This window comes from Xanthobacter autotrophicus ATCC 700552, from assembly GCF_043194565.1.
Taxonomy (GTDB): domain Bacteria; phylum Pseudomonadota; class Alphaproteobacteria; order Rhizobiales; family Xanthobacteraceae; genus Xanthobacter; species Xanthobacter autotrophicus_F.
The window spans coordinates 18,730-36,490 of sequence record NZ_JBAFVS010000003.1 but is presented as its reverse complement, the minus strand read 5'-3'; the positions used below and the strand labels follow the sequence as shown (position 1 = coordinate 36,490).

The window sequence follows — 17,761 nt, the reverse complement described above, 5'->3', positions numbered from 1 at the left end:
AGAGTGATGACCGAGGTGTCTCGGCGGACCCTTCTGGCCGGAACGGCCGGCGTCACGGGCGCGATGCTCGCGGGTGCAGGCACCCTGGCCGGTGGCCTTGTGGCCGGAAGCGGCATGGCACATGCCCAGTCGACGGCCCAGCCCCCCGCCGCGTCGCCTGCTGCGAACGCGCCGCAGGCCGGTCAGGTGCCGAGCGCCTATCGCTACAAGGTGGGCGACGTGGTGGTCACCGCCGTGTCCGACGGCATGCGCACCATTCCCCTCACCGACACCTTCGTGCGCAACCAGCCCCGGGAGGCGGTGAACGCAGCCCTCAAGACGGCGTTCCTGCCCGAGAACGAAATTCCCATCTCCTTCACCGTGCTGCTGCTCGACATGGGCGGCAGGCGCGTGCTGGTGGACACGGGCAATGGCGGCAAGCCGGGGCCGGTGGGGCAGGTGCGTGGCACCCTTGCGGACATCGGCATCGATCCGGCGACGGTGGACCACGTGGTCATCTCCCATTTCCACCAGGACCACATCAACGGCCTGCTCACCCCGGACGGCGCTCCCGCCTTCCCGAAGGCACAGGTGAGCGTGCCCGAGCGCGAATGGGCGTTCTGGATGGACGAAGGCCAGATGAGCCGCGCCCCCGAGGGACTGAAGAATACCTTCCAGAACGTGCGGCGCGTGTTCAAGCCGTTCGAGGGCAAGGTGGAGCGCTACGCCTGGGACAAGGAGGTGGCGCCCGGCCTCACCGCAGTGGGCACGCCCGGCCACACGCCGGGGCACACCTCCTTCAGCCTCGACTCGGGGTTCGACACCCTTTTCATCCAGTCGGACATCACCAATTTGCCGGCTCTGTTCGTGCGCAATCCCACCTGGCACGCGGTGTTCGACATGGACCCGGTGATGGCGCAGGAGGTGCGGCGCAAGACCTATGAGCGGCTCGCGGCTGAACGCACGCAGGTGGCCGGCTATCACTTCCCCTTCCCCGGCGCCGCGCACCTGGAGAAAGACGGCGAGGGCTTCCGCTACATCCCGATCTATTGGCGCCCGGTGCTGTGAGCCGGCGTCACGCAGGCTCGTCCGCCACCTCGGCGCCGATCCAGCCGAGATAGGCGGCAAGGCCACCCTCCACCGGCAGGACCAGGATGGCCGGCACCTCATAGGGGTGGCGGGCGCGCACCGCCTCCACCACGTCGCTCGCGCGAGCCGAGGTGGTCTTCAGGATCATCACCACCTCGTCCGCGCGCTCGACCTGCCCCGCCCAGCGGTAGATGGAGACCATGCCCGGCAGGATGTTGGCGCAGGCGACCAGCCGCGCCTCCACCAGGGCGCGGGCGACCTCTTCGGCGGCCTCGCGCGCGGGGAAGGTGGTGTAGACGAGGCGCGGCTGCATGGGTCTGGCTCCCGATCGGCCGGCTCTTCATAGCCGATGACGGGGAGCCGGCGAAGGTGGCTCCGCTGCCGACCGCTTCTCCGACTGCGCGGTACCTATGCACCTCTTGTGGGAGCTTTGCGAACGTTACCCCTCACCCGCGGTCGGTACACAAACTGGTCCCCCTCTCCCCTTAGGGGAGAGGGCCGGGGTGAGGGGTGTGGTGCGACCGTCCTGAGGGGATGTGCGCTTTCTCGGGGCGCCGACCCCTCACCCCCAACCCCTCTCCCGCAAGGGGAGAGGGGAGGACGACCGCTCAAGGCGCTTTCGCAGCGCTCTTGCAAGCAGGCGTCGCGTCGCGCGGGACGCAATGGGGCGTCAACCGCGCTCCATTCCAGACTGGGACCCCCCGCCCGTGCCGACGCCTCGACAGATGGCGGTCGGGCCGCTAGACCGGAAATCCCCATTCCCCGCGTGGCCGGCGCTCAGCGCCGGATGCCGACCAGGCCGCCGCACTGATGAGCGAATCTCCCCGCCGCTTCAACAAGATCGCCTTTGTTGCCAGCCAGACGCCCGAGGCGGAGGCCGCGCGGGAACGCCTGGTGGCGCGGTACGGCGCGGTGGAGCACGAGGATGCGGACGTCATTGTCGCCCTCGGCGGCGACGGCCTGATGCTGCAGACCCTGCATCGCTTCCGCGACCGCGGCCTGCCCATCTACGGCATGCATCGCGGCTCGGTGGGCTTCCTCATGAACACCTTCCGGGAGGAAGGGTTGGTGGAGCGCCTCACCGCTGCCCTGCAGGTGACCATCCATCCCCTCATCATGGAGGCGGTGGACGCCAGCGGCACGCGCCACCGCGCCCCCGCCTTCAACGAGGTGTCGCTGCTGCGCCAATCGTATCAGGCCGCCAAGCTGCGCATCTCCATAGATGGCCGCGTGCGGCTGGAGGAACTGATCTGCGACGGCGTGATCGTGGCGACGCCCGCCGGCTCCACCGCCTACAACCTCTCCGCCCACGGGCCGATCCTGCCCCTGGGCACCGCGCTGCTTGCGCTCACCCCCATCTCGCCGTTCCGCCCCCGCCGCTGGCGCGGGGCGCTGGTGCCGGACAAGGCGCGCATCGACATCGCCGTGATGGAGGCCGACAAGCGCCCGGTGAGCGCGGCGGCGGACCATTTCGAGGTGCGCGACATCATCGCGGTCTCGGCGCGGCTCGATGCGACGTCTTCCATCGACATGCTGTTCGATCCGGACCATGGGCTGGAGGAGCGTATCCTGCGCGAGCAATTCGTGTATTAGAGGCGGCCGGACGGAAGCGCTTCCGTCCAGACTGATGGCGCGCTCCCGCGTGCTCGCGTCAAAAAGGGCACAACGGCTTCCGGCGGTCCATGGTCTTCTCCTCGGTCACCTTCCTCTTCTATTTCCTGCCGGCGTTTCTGCTGTGCTACTTCGCGACGCCGGGCGTCCGGGCGAAGAACCTCGTTCTGCTGGCCTTCTCGCTGGTCTTCTATGCCTGGGGCGGGCTTGCCAATGTGGCGGTGCTGGCGGTCTCCATCGTGGGCAATTACCTGTTCGCCCTCTTCATCGACAAGCGCAGCGAGCGCTGGCGGCTGAGGGGGCTGGGGCTTGCCGTGGCGGCCAACCTCGCCGGCCTCATCGCCTTCAAATATGCCGGCTTCCTGGCGCAGAACCTGAATGTGCTGCTCGATCCCCTCGGGGTCGCGCTGCCGGTGGTGCATCCGGCGCTGCCGCTGGGCATCTCCTTCTTCACCTTCCACGCCATCTCCTACCTGGTGGATGTCTACCGGCGGAAAGCCGCGGCCAACGGGCGGTTCGAGGAGATCGCGGTCTACATCACCATGTTCCCGCAGCTGGTGGCGGGACCCATCGTGCGCTACTCCACCATCGAGCGCCGCATTCATACGCGCCGCACCACGCTGGGGCGGGTGTCGGCGGGCCTGCGCATCTTCATCATCGGCCTGTCGTGGAAGGTGCTGATCGCCGACGAGGTGGCGCCTGTGGTCGCCGCCGTGTTCGACAATACGCCCCATCCCAATCTCGGCGAGGCGTGGCTCGGCCTTACCGCCTATGCGCTGCAGATCTATTTCGACTTCGGCGGCTATTCCAACATGGCCATCGGCCTGGCCATCGCCATGGGGCTGAAGTTCCCGCGCAACTTCAACCTGCCCTATGGGGCGCGCTCCATCAGCGATTTCTGGCGGCGCTGGCACATGAGCCTGTCCAGCTGGTTCCGCGACTATGTGTACATTCCGCTGGGCGGCAACCGGGCCGGCCATGTGCACACGGCGGCGAACCTGTGGACCGTGTTCCTGCTTTGCGGCCTGTGGCACGGGGCGAGCTGGACCTTCGTGATCTGGGGCATCCACCACGGCAGCTTCCTGGTGCTGGAGCGCACCAGCTTCGGCGCCGCGCTGAAACAGGCGCCGCGCCTCGTGTCCCATGCCTATGTGCTCGCCGTGGTGCTGTCCGGCTGGGTCTGGTTCCGCACTGATACATTGCCCGCCGCCATGGAGCTGTTCGAGGGCCTCGTGGGGCTGAACGGCATCGGCCCGCTCGCCGCCCAGCTGCAGGTGACGCTGAAGCCTGTGACCATGGTCATCATGGTGCTGGCCTGGCCGCTCGCCATGTTCGGCCTGCCGCGCCCCGGCGCGCGGGCGCTCAGCCCCCGCCTGCGCCTTGCCCTGTTCGGCACCGTGGATACGCTGGCGGTGTGGGTGCTGTTCGCCCTGTGCGTGCTTTCGGTGGGCGCGGCGACCTATTCGCCCTTCCTCTATTTCCGCTTTTAGGAGGAGGACAGACCATGCCGCTGCTGATGTCCTTCCGCCGCTGGTGGGCCGCGATCTTCGTGGGCATCCTGCTTCTGCCCACCCTCGGCCATGTGCTGCCGGATGTGGCCGGCCCGCCGCCCACGGTGCTGGAGCCGGAAGAGCGCTGGTGGGAGGACGCGGCGCACCGTCTCGACCCCTATATCAACAGCACTTTCGGCTTCCGCGGCGCGGTGCTCACCGCCCATCTCGCCTATGTGCGGGCCATGGGCGACAGCCTGACCAGCCGCGTGCTGAAGGGCGAGCACGGCGCCCTGTTCCTCAACGAGGACAAGGCGCTGGAGCAGTCCATCGGCCAGCTGGTGCGGCCGGAGCCGTTGGGCAAGCTGTTCGACATGGTGAAGCTGTTGAACGGCTACATGACCGCCCACGGCGGGCGGTTCGTGATGCTGGTGCCGCCCAACGGTCATACCGCCAATTTCGAGCTGCTGCCCGCCTATGCGCGCCGGCTCAAGACGGCGCCGACGGAATACGACCTGGTGGCGAGGATGATGAAGGAGGCCGGCATCGCCTTCGTGGACATGCGCCCCATCATGGCCGAGGCGAAGAAGACCGGCCCCGTGCACTGGCGCTACGACACCCACTGGAACCTGCGAGGCGCGCTGCTCGGCTTCAATGCCGCCATGGCGGCGGCGGGCCGGCCCGACCTGGAGGTGCGCCCCGAGGACGCGCTGGAGCCGCCGGTGCCGTCCTTTGTGGGCGATCTCGGGCGCCTGAGCGGCATCAAGCCGGCCGAGCCCGACCTCGACTATCCCGGCAAGGCGCCCATGCAGGCGCCGAAGAACCCGGTTGCCCTGCCGGGCGTGATGCCGGAGGTGAGCAAGACCGATCCGTTCATGCCCTATGCCTATGTCTCCGGACATCCGGGCCCGCGCATCCTGGTGATCGGCGATTCCTTCACTCAAGGGTTGTGGGAGGGGCTCCTGGCCCATCGCGCCTCGGTCTATGGCTGGATGCATCACCGCCTCTGCCGCTTCGATATGGCGGCGGTGGAACGCTTCAAGCCCGATATCCTGATCTATGCGCCCACCGAGCGTGCCATGCCCTGCAAGGGCGAGCCCGCCCACTGGCCGCCGACGCCGAAGGCCGGCTGATCCTCCGATGCGCCGGGATCTGCGGCCGCTCACGCCACCGGGGTGCGCGCCTTCATGTCCATGCCGCCACCGGGCGGGCGCTCGCGCTCGATCAGGCGGTCCACCGGCGCGTAGTCGAGATAGCCGCAGCGGGCGATCACCTTCAGCGCCGCGATATCCACCCGCCCGTCGATGATGGCGTCGTCGTCGATATAAACCCCGACCACCTCGCCGATGATCATGTAGGCGTCGGCCTGCACCCCATCCCGGCCGCGCGGGCGGAAGGTCTCCACATAGACGCATTCCAGCGCGCAGGGCGCGGCGGCGACGCGGGGCGGCTTGACGAGGCGCGACGGCGCGCGGGCGATATCCGCCGTGTCGAACTCGCTGACGTTGCGGGCCACGGGGGAGGAGGTGAGGTTCACCTTGTCCACCAGGTCGAGGGTGGCGAGGTTGCACACGAACTCGCCGGTGGCCTCGATGTTGGCGAGGCTGTCCTTGGCCCCCTGCGACGAGAACATGACGAGGGCGGGCGCCTCGCTGATCATGTTGAAGAAGGAATAGGGGGCAAGGTTCGCCACCCCGTCCGGGGTGAGCGAGGAGATCCAGCCGATGGGCCGGGGGGCGACGATGGCCTTCAGTGGCGCGTGGGGCAGGCCGTGATTGCGCTTGGCGGGCTCGTAGAACATCGCGGGGCTTTCGCATGGCGCGCGGCGACCCGACGGCATAGCCGATCGTGGCAACGCGGCCTCGGTCTCGAAGGTGAGGGCGGGCTGGCCCGTCCCCGGGGATGGCGCAGCATAATGCGGCATCTGGAATCGCGCAGCGCCCGCCGGAGCATGGCGGCTTTCACAAACGCCGTGCGGGTCAGGCGCCCAGGGCCACCATGGCCTCCTGGATGTCGGGGAGCGCCCGCTCCGCCGCCTCCGCTCCGGCGGCGATGGCTTCCCTGGCCCGCGGGAACTCGAACAAGCCGATTTTCCCGAGCTTGGGAGAGACCATGATGTCGGGGGGATCGCCGGCGAGCCGCGAGCGGGCGATGCGATCCTGGGTGATGTTGAACGCATCGATCATCACCGTGGAGAGCCCGCGCGGCCCGTCGCTGGCGGCGTGACCGTGGCCGGCGAAGAACTGTCGCTTCAGCCGCTCCGGGCTCAGCATGGCGGCGATGCCCTCCTTCTTCGCCCCCAGCGCCACCTCGGCCACGCGCTCCACCACGCCGCCGTGGTCCTGGATGACCGTGCCATGGCCGAACACGTCGGCATTGAGATTTACCGCGATGACCATGCGCGCGCCCATGGCGCGGGCGGCGGAGACCGGGACGGGATTGACCAGCGCCCCGTCCATCAGCCAGCGCCCGCCAACCTTCACCGGCGTGAAGATGCCCGGCAGGGCGTAGGAGGCGCGGATCGCCTCCACGAAATCGCCGCGGGTGAGCCAGATCTCGTGGCCGGTGCCAAGCTCCGTGGCGATGGCGGCGAACACCACGGGGAGGTCCTCGATGGAGACCTCGCCCACGTTCCGGCGCATCAGCTCCACCAGCCGCCGGCCGCCGATGAGGCCCGCCCCGCCGAGGGCGAAATCCAGCAGCCCCAGCACGTTGCGCTTGGTGAGGCTGATCGCCCAGTCTTCCAGTTCGTCGAGCTTGCCGGCGGCGGCGATGCCCCCGACCACCGCGCCGATGGAGGTGCCGGCCACCACCGAGGGGTGGATGCCGGCCTGCCGCAGCACTTTCAGCACCCCGATATGGGCAAAGCCCCGCGCCGCCCCGCCGCCAAGGGCGATGCCGATGGCCGGGCGGCCCCGCTCGCGGTCCCGCAGGGGCTGGTGGGCGGGGGTGCCGAAATCGGGTGGAACACCATCGTCGGGGGGCCCCGGCGTCTTCGGGGCGGCGTGCGTCGGCGACGCGGTCTCCGGCCCGGTGGTCTCGGGCGCGGCCGGGTTGGAGCGCCAGTGGAGGGACTGGAACATGCGTGCCTCCTGGAGCCGGGTCCGATCGGCCCTAAGCAGGCTGATCGGCAAATCCGTCCCTGAACTTCGAGACAGAGAACGCGGCGTCCGTCCCGCTTGCCATGCGAGGAACGGCGCGTGCTCCAGAGCCTGGCAGCAGGTTACTAATTTCCGGTGTCGGAAGCGTGGCGCTGATTTACCGCTTCAGTGGTCGTGACCATGACCGTCCTTGCCGTAGACCGTGGCCGGATCGAAGCGCGGGGCATCGCCGGTGAAGGCGAGCTTCGATTGGGTGGAGGGCGCGGCGCCGAGCGGCACGGTGCGGTAGAAGCAGGAGCGCCGGCCGGTGTGGCAGGCAGCGCCCGTGCCGCCCATCTCCACCTTGATGACCACCGCGTCCTGGTCGCAGTCGATGCGCATCTCAAGGACCTTCTGGGTGTGGCCGGAGGTCTCGCCCTTCTTCCAGAGCGTGCCGCGCGAACGACTGAAATAATGCGCCTCGCCGGTCTCCATGGTGAGGGCGAGGGCCTGCGCATTCATGTGGGCGAGCATCAGCACCTCGCCGGTCCCGGCATCCACCGCCACGCAGGTGATGAGGCCGTTGGCGTCGAAGCGGGGCGAGAGGAGGGTGTCCTCCTCCAGCGCCGCGCCCTTGCCGGGGGCGGGAAAGGCTGCGGCGGGCGTCTCGGGGCCGGACGTCTCGGGGCGGGGTGTGTCGGAGCTCATGGTTTCTGCTCGAACGGAAAGGGGCGTCCCCGCATGACAGGAACGCCCCGATGAAAATGTGAACGTCCGGTGCCCCCGTCGGAACCCTTGGTCAGGATTTGGAGCGCACCAGGGTGATGAAGCGCACCTGCTCGGCCGGGTCGTCCCGGAACACGCCGGTGAACTGGGTGGTGAGGGTGGAGACGCCCTGCTTGGTGATGCCGCGCATGGACATGCACATGTGCTCGGCCTCGATCATCACCGCCACGCCGCGCGGGCGCAGGCCCTCGTCGAGGGTGGTGGTGATCTGGGAGGTGAGGTGCTCCTGGGTCTGCAGGCGGCGGGCGAAGATGTCCACCACCCGCGCGATCTTGGAGAGGCCCACCACCCGCTCCACCGGGAAATAGGCGATATGCGCCTTGCCCACGAACGGCACCATGTGGTGCTCGCAATGGGAGTGGAAGGGAATGTCCCGCACCAGCACGAAATCGTCGAAGGTGCCGATCTCGCCGAAGGTGCGCTCCAGCAGCTCGTCGCTGTCCTCGCCATAGCCGGAGAACAGCTCGTCATAGGACTTCACCACACGCTTCGGCGTGTCGAGCAGGCCTTCGCGGGCGGGGTCCTCGCCGATATAGGCAAGCAGGGTGCGCACGGCCGCTTCCGCCTCCTGCCGCGAGGGACGGGGGGTGCCATCCGGCAGGGGGGGATGAACCTTTGGCGCCGGGGGGGTGCCGTCCGGCCGCGCCGCGGCCTTGGAGGCTGCCTTGGCTTGCGCCTTGAGCTTGCGCTCACGCTCCTCGTTCTCGGCCTGCGCCTTGAACAACTTTACAACCGCGTCCATGCCCAACTCCGTTCGACCCGCTCCCCGGGGCAGCGCCCTGAAGCGCCAACCCGCGGCAAAGCGGGAGTGTCACCGGTCGTCGGCTACGCATGCGCGGTGTCGCTCGAACCGCGCCCCGCCGGCATTATCCGGCGGCGGCTTTGCCGTCCGTATCCTGTTTCCGAGATCCGAGAAGCCGGATCTGTAATTCATGATGGGGCCGAACGCCCGTTTTCGCAAGGGCGGCGCCTTGGGTGGAGGTGCCTTGATGCCGTGCGCGCCCGGTGCGCGGGTAGCCCTTCCGCCCGTTGCTCCCGAGGCTATATAAGAGCCATGAGCCGGCAGGGCGCAGGCCCGCGCCGCCCGTCCTTCGCAACCGACCCGCCCCGAGGGCGGGGGAAGCCGCCCATGATCAACGACGTCTATAACGCCCGCATCCTCGCCCTCGCCGCCGATATCCCGAGGATCGGCCGCCTCGCCGCACCGCAGGCGAGCGCCAAGGCCCATTCGCGCCTGTGCGGCTCCACGGTGACGGTGGATCTCGTGCTGGACGGCGACCTGGTGGCGGATTTCGCCCATGAGGTGCGCGCCTGCGCCCTGGGCCAGGCCTCCTCCTCGCTGATGGCGCGCCATGTGATCGGCGCCAGCACGGCGGAACTGCGCGCGCTGCGCGAGGCCATGTGGAAGATGCTGCGCGAGAACGGCCCGCATCCCGATGGCCGCTGGGACGAGCTGAAGGTGCTGGAGCCGGTGCGCGACTACAAGGCGCGCCACGCCTCCACCATGCTCACCTTCGACGCGGTGGTGGATGCCATCGACCAGATCGAGGCCGCCCGTGCCGCCAATGGCACGGCGTCAACCGAGACGGCGGCCGCAGCCGGCTGAGGCCTCAGTCTGCAATGAAGTGCGCGGCGCGGGTGTCGATGGCGGCGATGGCCTCCTCGGCGGCCTCGTGGAAGGCGGCTTCCAGCGCCGGGCAGGCGCCGGCCAGGCCCTCCACCACGGCCCGGGCCCATTCCACATAGGCCCGGGCGCGGGCAGGGCTCCAGTCCTCCGGCGGGTCCTCGGCGAGGGAGCGCAGGTTGGCGGTCTTGTCGGCGAGCTTCAGCACCTTGGCGCGGGCCGACAGGTGCGGGGCGTGGGCCACCTGCATGCGCTTGCGCTCGGCGGCCTCCAGCCCCTTGTCGTCGGTGACTTCCATGACGAGGCCCGCCACGTCGGCCCCGAAGGTGGCTTCGATCTCGGCGGCGGTCACGTCCTGGTCCTCCACCACGTCGTGGAGCAAAGCGGCGGCGACGAGGGCGGCATCGCGCCCGCCGGTGGCCTCGCTCACCAGCAGGGCGACTTCCGCCAGATGGTTGACATAGGGCTGGGCGCGCCGGCCCTTGCGGCGCTGGTCGGTGTGGCGCAGCGTCGCGAAGGCGAGGGCCCGCACCACCAAAGCCAGCGGCGGGGCGGATGCGGCCGGTTCGGCCGCGGGGCTTGAGTTCCGGTTTCGAGTCACGGGTTCACCTCCGCAAGGCGGAGCCGTGGCGGTCGCCGGGACCAACACGGCCCGGCCACGTTTGTGGGATTGGATGGCATCATCAGTGCCGGCCACCATGGCGAATCTGAGGCGACAGGGAAGACCGCATGGACGGGGAACGGGCAGGGGGCGACCCCATGGATGCAGGTGCGGCGCCGTCGGGGCTGGCGGGCTTCATCCGCCGCCTGCCGCGCCATGCCCTGCGCGTGCCGATCCTGATCTATCGCTATACGCTGTCGTCCTTCATGGGCCGGCAGTGCCGTTATCTGCCCACCTGCTCGGACTATGCGGAAGAGGCGGTGATGCGCCATGGTGCGCTTGCCGGCTCGGTCATGGCCACCGCCCGCATCTGCCGCTGCCATCCCTGGGGCGGGCATGGCTACGATCCGGTGCCCCGCTGCCTGCCGGCGGATGGCCGCTGGTATCGCTTCTGGCGCTACGGCGTCTGGCGCATGCCGAAGGAGCCGGACGGCGCTGGCTGAGAGGCTGAAGCCCGTGCGAGCCTCGTGCCCCAGCCGACTGCAACGAAGCGCAGCGCAGTGGAAGGAGAGCCGGGGCCCAGCGTAAGGACTCCGCCGCAGGCGCTTCCTGGCCCGAACACCGGGACACCCGATTGCCGGCTGCGCTGGAGTCGTGTGAAGAAGTCTTGCACTTACGTCCCGGCTCGGCGCTCCGGCTGCGCCGTCGCTGGTCCGGGACGCGATGCGCCGTCAGGCTGGTGCTCAGTTGCGCTGCACGGGGGCGGGCAAGGGGGCTGCACCGGGGGCTGCACCGGGGGCCACCGGGCCGGCGGCGCGGGATGCGGGCTGGGGCGCGGGGGTGGCGTCGGTGAGGCGGACCTCGGCCTCCTTCAGCATGCGCTCGAGCCCCGCGAGCCGCTCCGCCGCGCGCGGGGAGAGGGTGATCGGGCGTTCCGTGTCGAGACCGGCCACGGTCATGGACGCGGGTGCCTCATCGAGCTTCGGGATCGGCGAGGTGACGCCGGGGATCGGCTTGATCTCGATGCCCTGGTGGGCATAGGCCATCACCTTCTGCCAAGTCATGGCGGGCAGCGAGCCGCCGGTCATCTTGTTCATCATGGCGTAGTCGTCGTTGCCGAACCACACGCCGCCCACATAATTGCCGGTGAAGCCCATGAACCAGGCGTCGCGATAGGCATTGGTGGTGCCGGTCTTGCCCGCCACCTTGGCATTGACGAGGCGGGAGCGGCGCCCGGTGCCGTTCTCCACCACGTTGTTCAGCATGTCGTTGATGTCATTGAGCTGCTGGGTGGGGATGATCTGCACGCTCTTGGGCGCGTCGCGGTCAAAGCGCCAGACCACCTCGCCGTTGCCGACGCGCATCTCCACCACGGCATGGGGGTAGACGCTCTTGCCCGCATTGGCGAACACGGCATAGGCGGCGGTCATGTCGAACAGGGTCACCTCGGCGGCGCCCAGCGGCAGGGGGGCGCTGATGGGCAGCGGGGTGCGGATGCCCATCTGGTGGGCGAGGTCCACGATCTTGCGGCGGCCGAACTTCTCCGCGAGGCGCACCGCCACCGTGTTCAGCGAATGCTGGAGCGCGGTCTTCAGGGTGATGGAGCCCATGTAGGAGCGCCCGTAATTCTGCGGGCACCAGTTGCCGAGGCAGATGGGCGCGTCCTGCACGATGGTGGACGGCTTGAAGCCGTTCATCAGCGCCACCGTGTAGACGAAGGGCTTGAAGGAGGAGCCGGGCTGGCGCAGGGCATCGGTGGCGCGGTTGAACTGGCTTTCGCCATAGTCGCGCCCGCCCACCATGGCGCGCAGGGTGCCGTTGGGCTCCATCACCACGATGCCGCCCTGCTTCACCTTGTAGTCGCGGCCGAATTCGGCCAGCGAGGTCTCCAGCGCCGCGTCCGCCACCTTCTGGATGTTGGGGTCGAGGCCGGTGCGCACGATGAAGTTGCGCTCCACCACCGACTGGGGCAGCTGGTCCACCAGCTTCTTCACCTCGCCGAAGGCATAGTCGAGATAGAAGTCCGGCACGTCGTCGTCGCGGCGGTCCACCGGGGTGGCCGGGTTGCGGCGGGCGCCGAACACCTGGCCCTCCGTCATGAAGCCGGCATCCACCAGATTGTCGAGCACGGTGGAGGCGCGGGCGCGGGCGGCGGGCAGGTTGACGTGGGGGGCGTATTTGGACGGGGCCTTGAACAGGCCGGCCATCATGGCCGCTTCCGCAAGGTTCACCTCGCGCACCGACTTGCCGAAATAATAGCGGGCCGCCGCATCCACCCCATAGGCCCCGCCGCCGAGATAGGCGCGGTCGAGGTAGAGCTTCAGGATCTGGCTCTTGGTCAGCCGTGCTTCCAGCCAGATGGCGAGGAAGGCTTCCTTGATCTTGCGCTCGATGGTGCGCTCGTTGGACAGGAACAGGTTCTTGGCGAGCTGCTGGGAGAGCGAGGAGCCGCCCTGCCGCACGCCGCCCGCCCGCGCATTGGTGACCACGGCGCGGAACGTGCCGGCCACATCGATGCCCCAGTGCTCGTAGAAGCGCCGGTCCTCGGTGGCCAGCGTCGCCTTGATGAGGTTGTCCGGGATGTCTTCCAGCGGCACCGTGTCGTTCTGCTTCACGCCCCGCTCGCCGATGGTGTTTCCGTAGCGATCGAGGAAGGTGACGGCCAGTTCGGTGCGCTTGAGCCAGTCGTCGGAGGTCTCGTGGAAGGCGGGGATGGCCAGCGCCAGCATCACCAGCGCGCCAGCCAGCGACAGGGTCAGGCCCTCGGAGGCCATGCCGGCGGCGAAGCGCGGCACGCCGGTGAGGTTGAACCGCTCGGTGAAGGCCGCATAGGCGGACAGTCCTCGCCGGGTCCGCGCGCCGAGGCTGAACAGCCCGCTGTCCAGCAGGGCATCGAAATCGAGCATCAGCCCACGCAGGCGCGTGCCGAGGGACGAGCGCGCCGGGCCGGGGCGCTGCGAATCGGAGCGCTTGTCGTCGCTGGCCTTGGGGTCGGTGGGTTCGCGCTCGGTCACGGTTCGGGCTCGGTTTCGGCTCAGCGGCTCCGGCGGCGCCCCCGCGCCTGCGCATCGCCGCTCATGTCTGTGTCACTCATGTCGGTGTCGCTTGGCCCCACTCTATAACGCGCCGCCGAAAATCGCGCGAGTTTGGCGGCGCGCGGCTTTGACGGGGAAGGCCGGCTTACCGTCCCGGCACGTTCAGCACGCCGTCTGGACTCAGGCGGTCGATGATGGTGGGCAGGTGCTGCGCCAGAAGGTCCGGCAGCTGTTCCGCCGACAGGCCGAGGGTGGTGGCCACCTCGGTCAGCTGGCTCTCGCCGAGGGCCGCCGTGATCTGATCGGCGCTCACCGGCGCGTTGGGGCCGGTGGAGATCCAGCTTGCCACCGCGTCCGAGAGGCCGGCCTGCTGAAGCTGCTCCAGCACCCCGTCGAGGCTGCCGAACGGGGTCTTGGCAAAGGCCGAGTTGAGCAGGCCCGGCAGCATCTGCCCCATGGGGCCGTTCAGCACGGTCTCCAGCAGGCTGCCGGCGCCATCGGTGCCGGCCTTGCTCAGCATGTTGCTCAGAATACCACCCACCATATTGTCGAAGAGGCCCATGGCCGACGCTCCGTTGGTCCCGTTGCGCGCGCCCGCGCGTCCTATGGTGCTCCGCTGCACTGCATGATGCGGCGCGGTGGAGGTTGGTGTACCGGATCGGGTGTGCGAAGTCGATTGTGCCCGGAGCCACCCAAGGCCGATCACAGGTTTCCGATCACAAGTTGGAGTGCACCCTGCGGCTCCGCGCCGCTGAGACGGCATGTGGCCTATGCAGCCATCCTTTCACCCGTTAACGGCTCTGGGGTGATGATTTCACTGTCCCTGTTCGCAGCCTTTGCGCTCATGACCGCACTCGCGGCGCTCGCCGTGCTGTGGCCCCTGTCGCGCGCGCGCACCCCGCAGCCCGCGCGGGAGGCCGACCTTGCCGTCTATCGCGACCAGCTCGCCGAGATTGTCCGCGATGCCAAGTCCGGACGCCTGCCCAAGGCCGAGGCGGAAGCCGCGCGCATCGAGGTGGCGCGGCGCATGCTGGCGGCCGATTCCGCACGGGAAACGGCTCCGGTCGAGGATCCGGCGCGGATCACGCGCCAGACCACCTGGCGCCGCCGCGCCGCCGCCGTGTTTGCATTGCTGTTCGTGCCGGTCTTCGCCGCGGGCCTTTATGGGATGCTCGGTTCCCCCCGGCTCCCCGGCGCGCCGCTGGCCGAGCGCCTGACGGCGGCCCCCGACCGCGGCGATGTCGCCATCCTGGTGCGGCGGGTGGAAGAGCATCTCCAGAAGAATCCCAATGACGGGGCCGGCTACGAGATCCTGGCGCCGGTCTATCTGCGCATGGGCCGGCCGGAGGATGCCGCCCGCGCCTATGCCGAGGCCATCCGCATCCTCGGGCCTTCCGCGGCGCGCCATTCCGCCCGTGGCGATGCGCTGGTGGTCGCGTCCGACGGTCTCGTGACTGCCGATGCCGCCCGCGCCTTTGCCGCTGCGCTGGCGCTCGACCCCAACGAGCCGCGCTCCGCCTATTTCCTCGGCCTTGCCGCCGAGCAGGATGGGCGCAGCGCGGACGCCGCGCGGATCTGGGGCCAGTTGCTGGCTCGCACGCCGGCCGATGCGCCCTATCGGCCCATGGTGGCGGCGGCCCTCGCCCGGGTGGGCGGCACGGCGCCCGCGGCCCCTGTCGCGGGAGCGCCCGGCCCGGTTCCCCCCGGTCCCGCTGCGGCGGATGTCGCAGCGGCAGCTACCATGTCGAGCGACGCGCGCAACGCCATGGTTCGTGGCATGGTGGATCGCCTGGCCCAGCGGCTGGATAGCGAGCCGAACGATATCGAGGGCTGGTTGCGCCTGGTGCGCGCCTACGGCGTGCTGGGCGACAAGGACAAGGCGGTGGACGCCCTCAAAAAGGCCCGTGCCGCCTTCAAGGATAATGCAGAGGCTCTCGGGCGGCTCGATGCCGCCGAGAAGGAGCTCGAGGCGAAGACGGGAGCGGGAGAAAAAGGATGACGCGCAAAGGCCGGCGGCTGGTTCTCATCGGAGCGGGACTAGGCGTGCTCGCGCTCGCGGCGGGGCTCATCCTGTCCGCCCTCAACGACACCATCGTGTTCTTCCGCTCGCCGACGGATGTCGCCCAGCAGCTTGTGGCCCCCGGCGCGCGCCTGCGGCTCGGCGGGCTGGTGGAGACCGGCAGCGTCGTAAAGTCCGGCACCCTCACCACGTTCAAGGTCACCGATGGCAACGCCACGGTGAAGGTGGCCTATTCCGGCATCCTTCCGGACCTGTTCCGGGAAGGGCAGGGGGTGGTGGCCGAGGGCGCGCTCCAGAGCGACGGCAGCTTCAAGGCCGACAGCGTGCTCGCCAAGCACGACGAGAAATACATGCCCCGCGAGGTGGCCGACGCGCTGAAGCAGCAGGGCCGCTGGAAGGACGGCGCACCCGCGCCCGGCGCCGCCGAACCGGCCCAGCGCGCACCGGGGAGCTGAGCCATGATCGCGGAAATCGGCCAGTACGCCCTCGCCCTCGCCTTCGCGCTCTCGCTGGCTCAGGTGATCCTTCCCGCGTGGGGCGCCCGGCGCAACGACCCGGTGCTGATGGGCTCCGCCGGACCCATCGCGCTGGCCCTGTTCGGCTTCATCGCCTTCGCCTTCGGCGCGCTGGTGCAGCTCTACGTCACCTCGGACTTCACCGTGGTGAACGTGGCGGAGAACTCCCACTCCCAGATGCCGCTGATCTACAAGATCACCTCCACCTGGGGTAACCACGAGGGCTCCATGCTCCTGTGGGTGTTCGTGCTCGCCTTCTTCGGCGCGCTGGTGGTGCTGTTCGGCACCAACCTGCCGGACCGGCTGAAGGCGCTGGTGCTGTCGGTGCAGGGCGCGGTGGCGGCGGCCTTCCTCTCGTTCATCCTGTTCACCTCCAACCCGTTCGCGCGCCTGGTGCCGGCGCCGGCGGAAGGGCGCGACCTCAATCCCATCCTCCAGGATCTCGGCCTCGCCATCCATCCGCCGCTGCTCTATCTCGGCTATGTGGGGCTCTCCATCTCCTTTGCCTTCGCCATCGCGGCGCTGATCGAGGGGCGGATCGACGCCGCCTGGGCGCGCTGGGTGCGGCCGTGGACGCTGGCCGCCTGGATCTTCCTGACGCTGGGCATCGCCATGGGCTCCTACTGGGCCTATTACGAACTCGGCTGGGGCGGCTGGTGGTTCTGGGACCCGGTGGAGAACGCCTCCCTCATGCCCTGGCTCGCGGCCACCGCGCTGCTGCATTCCGCCGTGGTCATGGAGAAGCGCGACGCCCTGAAGGTGTGGACCGTCCTTCTGGCCATCCTCGCCTTCTCGCTGTCGCTGGTGGGCACCTTCCTGGTGCGTTCCGGCGTGCTCACCTCGGTGCACGCCTTCGCCACCGATCCGGCGCGGGGCGTGTTCATCCTCGCCATCCTCACCTTCTTCATCGCCGGCGGGCTGACGCTGTTCGCCTTCCGCGCCTCGGAGCTGAAGCAGGGCGGGCTGTTCGCGCCCATCTCGCGGGAGGGGGCGCTGGTTCTCAACAACCTGTTCCTCACCGCCGCCACCGGCGCGGTGCTGGTGGGCACGCTCTACCCGCTGGCGCTGGAGGCGCTGACCGGGGACAAGATCACGGTGGGGCCGCCCTATTTCAACCTCGCCTTCGGCGGGCTGATGGTGCCGCTGGTGTTCGCCATGCCGTTCGGCCCGCTGCTCGCCTGGAAGCGCGGGGACCTCATGGGCGTGGCCCAGCGCCTGATGCTGGCCGCCGCCCTCGCGGTAGTGGCCGCCGTGGTCATCGCCGCCGCCACCACGGGCGGGCCGGTGCTGGCGCCGCTGGCGGTGGGGCTTGCCGTCTTCATCATGCTGGGGGCGCTCACCGACATCGCCGAGCGCGCCGGCCTCGGCCGGGTGACGGCCCGGGTGGCTTTGGCGCGCCTCGCCGGGACGCCGCGCTCCGCCTATGGCACCGCCATTGCCCATTTCGGCGTCGGGGTGTGCCTGCTCGGCATCGTGTGCGAGACCGGCTGGAGCCTGGAGAAGATCGCCGCCGTGAAGCTCGGCGACACCGTGACCATCGGCGCGCGCAGCCTCACCCTTGATCGGCTGGAAAACCGCACCGGGGCCAACTTCCGTGCCCGCACCGCGGTGTTCTCCATCCGCGAGGACGGCGCGCCGCAGGGCACCACCGAGGCGTCGCGCCGCATGTTCGCGGCCCGGCAGATGGCCACCACCGAAGCCGGCATCCGCACCTTCGGCCTCAGCCAGCTCTATGTGAGCATGGGCGAGGAGAGCCCGGACGGCCACATCTCCATGCGCGCCACCTACAAGCCGTTCGTGACGCTGATCTGGCTCGGCGCGGTGGTGATGGCGCTCGGCGGCGGCCTGTCGCTGGCCGACCGTCGCCTGCGCGTCGGCGCCCCCCGCCCCGCCACCAAGCGCCCCCGCGCCGCGGTGCCGGCGGAGTGATG

The 17,761-nt window shown here is 69.4% G+C and carries 17 protein-coding genes; 9 read left to right on the top strand and 8 right to left on the bottom strand.

What is annotated here, in order from left to right:
- Nucleotides 1-6: 6 nt before the first annotated feature.
- Entirely contained in the window at nucleotides 7-1,047 is a 1,041-nt protein-coding gene (locus V5F48_RS03780; protein ID WP_394040234.1) for an MBL fold metallo-hydrolase, read from the top strand.
- Nucleotides 1,048-1,054: 7 nt separating this feature from the next.
- Here the strand turns inward: V5F48_RS03780 and cutA are convergent, their stop codons facing one another.
- The gene (cutA, locus tag V5F48_RS03775) at nucleotides 1,055-1,381 is read right to left on the bottom strand and encodes a divalent-cation tolerance protein CutA (RefSeq protein ID WP_394040232.1); all 327 of its coding nucleotides are present in this window, start codon (nucleotides 1,379-1,381) and stop codon (nucleotides 1,055-1,057) included.
- A 497-nt stretch (nucleotides 1,382-1,878) separates the two neighbouring features.
- Between cutA and V5F48_RS03770 the strand changes: the two genes are divergently transcribed.
- The 3 genes from V5F48_RS03770 (at nucleotide 1,879) to V5F48_RS03760 (ending at nucleotide 5,302) form a co-directional block, all read left to right on the top strand.
- Complete coding sequence (locus V5F48_RS03770; protein WP_394040230.1) at nucleotides 1,879-2,661, top strand: NAD kinase; 783 nt, start codon at nucleotides 1,879-1,881, stop codon at nucleotides 2,659-2,661.
- A gap of 89 nt (nucleotides 2,662-2,750) precedes the next feature.
- Nucleotides 2,751-4,169 (top strand): MBOAT family O-acyltransferase, encoded by a 1,419-nt coding sequence (locus V5F48_RS03765; RefSeq protein WP_394040228.1) that lies wholly within the window; start codon nucleotides 2,751-2,753, stop codon nucleotides 4,167-4,169.
- Nucleotides 4,170-4,183: 14 nt separating this feature from the next.
- Complete coding sequence (locus V5F48_RS03760; protein ID WP_394040226.1) at nucleotides 4,184-5,302, top strand: alginate O-acetyltransferase AlgX-related protein; 1,119 nt, start codon at nucleotides 4,184-4,186, stop codon at nucleotides 5,300-5,302.
- Nucleotides 5,303-5,331: 29 nt separating this feature from the next.
- On the opposite strand, the gene V5F48_RS03755 is transcribed toward V5F48_RS03760, so the two are convergent.
- The 4 genes from V5F48_RS03755 to folE all read right to left on the bottom strand — a co-directional run bounded on the left by V5F48_RS03755 (nucleotide 5,332) and on the right by folE (nucleotide 8,777).
- Nucleotides 5,332-5,970 carry a flavin reductase family protein gene (locus tag V5F48_RS03755; protein WP_394040224.1) on the bottom strand — a complete coding sequence of 213 codons (639 nt, stop codon included), beginning with the start codon at nucleotides 5,968-5,970 and terminating at the stop codon, nucleotides 5,332-5,334.
- A gap of 178 nt (nucleotides 5,971-6,148) precedes the next feature.
- Nucleotides 6,149-7,252 carry a patatin-like phospholipase family protein gene (locus tag V5F48_RS03750; RefSeq protein ID WP_394040222.1) on the bottom strand — a complete coding sequence of 368 codons (1,104 nt, stop codon included), beginning with the start codon at nucleotides 7,250-7,252 and terminating at the stop codon, nucleotides 6,149-6,151.
- A gap of 183 nt (nucleotides 7,253-7,435) precedes the next feature.
- The gene (hisI, locus tag V5F48_RS03745) at nucleotides 7,436-7,957 is read right to left on the bottom strand and encodes a phosphoribosyl-AMP cyclohydrolase (RefSeq protein ID WP_394040220.1); all 522 of its coding nucleotides are present in this window, start codon (nucleotides 7,955-7,957) and stop codon (nucleotides 7,436-7,438) included.
- 91 nt (nucleotides 7,958-8,048) lie between these two features.
- Complete coding sequence (gene folE, locus V5F48_RS03740; protein ID WP_394040218.1) at nucleotides 8,049-8,777, bottom strand: GTP cyclohydrolase I FolE; 729 nt, start codon at nucleotides 8,775-8,777, stop codon at nucleotides 8,049-8,051.
- A 387-nt stretch (nucleotides 8,778-9,164) separates the two neighbouring features.
- On the opposite strand from folE, the gene V5F48_RS03735 reads away from it, so the two are divergent.
- Complete coding sequence (locus V5F48_RS03735) at nucleotides 9,165-9,641, top strand: iron-sulfur cluster assembly scaffold protein (RefSeq protein WP_394040216.1); 477 nt, start codon at nucleotides 9,165-9,167, stop codon at nucleotides 9,639-9,641.
- Nucleotides 9,642-9,645: 4 nt separating this feature from the next.
- Here the strand turns inward: V5F48_RS03735 and V5F48_RS03730 are convergent, their stop codons facing one another.
- A complete protein-coding gene (locus V5F48_RS03730) occupies nucleotides 9,646-10,260 on the bottom strand; it encodes an HD domain-containing protein (protein WP_394040214.1) in 615 nt (204 codons plus the stop codon).
- Between the two features lie 128 nt (nucleotides 10,261-10,388).
- Here V5F48_RS03730 and yidD point away from each other — a divergent pair, with 128 nt between their 5' ends.
- Nucleotides 10,389-10,763, top strand: coding sequence for a membrane protein insertion efficiency factor YidD (gene yidD / locus V5F48_RS03725; protein WP_394040212.1), 375 nt, complete (start codon nucleotides 10,389-10,391; stop codon nucleotides 10,761-10,763).
- Nucleotides 10,764-11,003: 240 nt separating this feature from the next.
- Here the strand turns inward: yidD and V5F48_RS03720 are convergent, their stop codons facing one another.
- Nucleotides 11,004-13,274 (bottom strand): transglycosylase domain-containing protein, encoded by a 2,271-nt coding sequence (locus V5F48_RS03720; protein ID WP_394040210.1) that lies wholly within the window; start codon nucleotides 13,272-13,274, stop codon nucleotides 11,004-11,006.
- Between the two features lie 166 nt (nucleotides 13,275-13,440).
- Nucleotides 13,441-13,857 (bottom strand): YidB family protein, encoded by a 417-nt coding sequence (locus tag V5F48_RS03715; protein WP_394040208.1) that lies wholly within the window; start codon nucleotides 13,855-13,857, stop codon nucleotides 13,441-13,443.
- A gap of 255 nt (nucleotides 13,858-14,112) precedes the next feature.
- Here V5F48_RS03715 and ccmI point away from each other — a divergent pair, with 255 nt between their 5' ends.
- From ccmI to V5F48_RS03700, 3 genes are read left to right on the top strand one after another with little or no spacing between them, the layout of a single operon-like run.
- A complete protein-coding gene (ccmI, locus tag V5F48_RS03710) occupies nucleotides 14,113-15,294 on the top strand; it encodes a c-type cytochrome biogenesis protein CcmI (protein ID WP_394040705.1) in 1,182 nt (393 codons plus the stop codon).
- Nucleotides 15,291-15,770, top strand: coding sequence for a cytochrome c maturation protein CcmE (ccmE, locus tag V5F48_RS03705; protein ID WP_394040206.1), 480 nt, complete (start codon nucleotides 15,291-15,293; stop codon nucleotides 15,768-15,770). Before ccmI ends, ccmE begins: the two co-directional genes overlap by 4 nt.
- 3 nt (nucleotides 15,771-15,773) lie before the next feature.
- Nucleotides 15,774-17,759, top strand: coding sequence for a heme lyase CcmF/NrfE family subunit (locus V5F48_RS03700; protein ID WP_394040204.1), 1,986 nt, complete (start codon nucleotides 15,774-15,776; stop codon nucleotides 17,757-17,759).
- Nucleotides 17,760-17,761 lie beyond the last annotated feature (2 nt).

What these genes read in the sequence shown, in the direction of transcription:
- yidD (WP_394040212.1), top strand. Translation starts at nt 10,389, where the DNA reads ATGGACGGGGAACGGGCAGGGGGCGACCCCATGGATGCAGGTGCGGCG.
- V5F48_RS03700 (WP_394040204.1), top strand. Translation starts at nt 15,774, where the DNA reads ATGATCGCGGAAATCGGCCAGTACGCCCTCGCCCTCGCCTTCGCGCTC.
- V5F48_RS03765 (WP_394040228.1), top strand. Translation starts at nt 2,751, where the DNA reads ATGGTCTTCTCCTCGGTCACCTTCCTCTTCTATTTCCTGCCGGCGTTT.
- hisI (WP_394040220.1), bottom strand. Translation starts at nt 7,957, where the DNA reads ATGAGCTCCGACACACCCCGCCCCGAGACGTCCGGCCCCGAGACGCCC.
- V5F48_RS03750 (WP_394040222.1), bottom strand. Translation starts at nt 7,252, where the DNA reads ATGTTCCAGTCCCTCCACTGGCGCTCCAACCCGGCCGCGCCCGAGACC.
- folE (WP_394040218.1), bottom strand. Translation starts at nt 8,777, where the DNA reads ATGGACGCGGTTGTAAAGTTGTTCAAGGCGCAGGCCGAGAACGAGGAG.
- V5F48_RS03755 (WP_394040224.1), bottom strand. Translation starts at nt 5,970, where the DNA reads ATGTTCTACGAGCCCGCCAAGCGCAATCACGGCCTGCCCCACGCGCCA.
- V5F48_RS03780 (WP_394040234.1), top strand. Translation starts at nt 7, where the DNA reads ATGACCGAGGTGTCTCGGCGGACCCTTCTGGCCGGAACGGCCGGCGTC.
- ccmE (WP_394040206.1), top strand. Translation starts at nt 15,291, where the DNA reads ATGACGCGCAAAGGCCGGCGGCTGGTTCTCATCGGAGCGGGACTAGGC.
- V5F48_RS03735 (WP_394040216.1), top strand. Translation starts at nt 9,165, where the DNA reads ATGATCAACGACGTCTATAACGCCCGCATCCTCGCCCTCGCCGCCGAT.
- V5F48_RS03715 (WP_394040208.1), bottom strand. Translation starts at nt 13,857, where the DNA reads ATGGGCCTCTTCGACAATATGGTGGGTGGTATTCTGAGCAACATGCTG.
- V5F48_RS03770 (WP_394040230.1), top strand. Translation starts at nt 1,879, where the DNA reads ATGAGCGAATCTCCCCGCCGCTTCAACAAGATCGCCTTTGTTGCCAGC.
- cutA (WP_394040232.1), bottom strand. Translation starts at nt 1,381, where the DNA reads ATGCAGCCGCGCCTCGTCTACACCACCTTCCCCGCGCGCGAGGCCGCC.
- V5F48_RS03760 (WP_394040226.1), top strand. Translation starts at nt 4,184, where the DNA reads ATGCCGCTGCTGATGTCCTTCCGCCGCTGGTGGGCCGCGATCTTCGTG.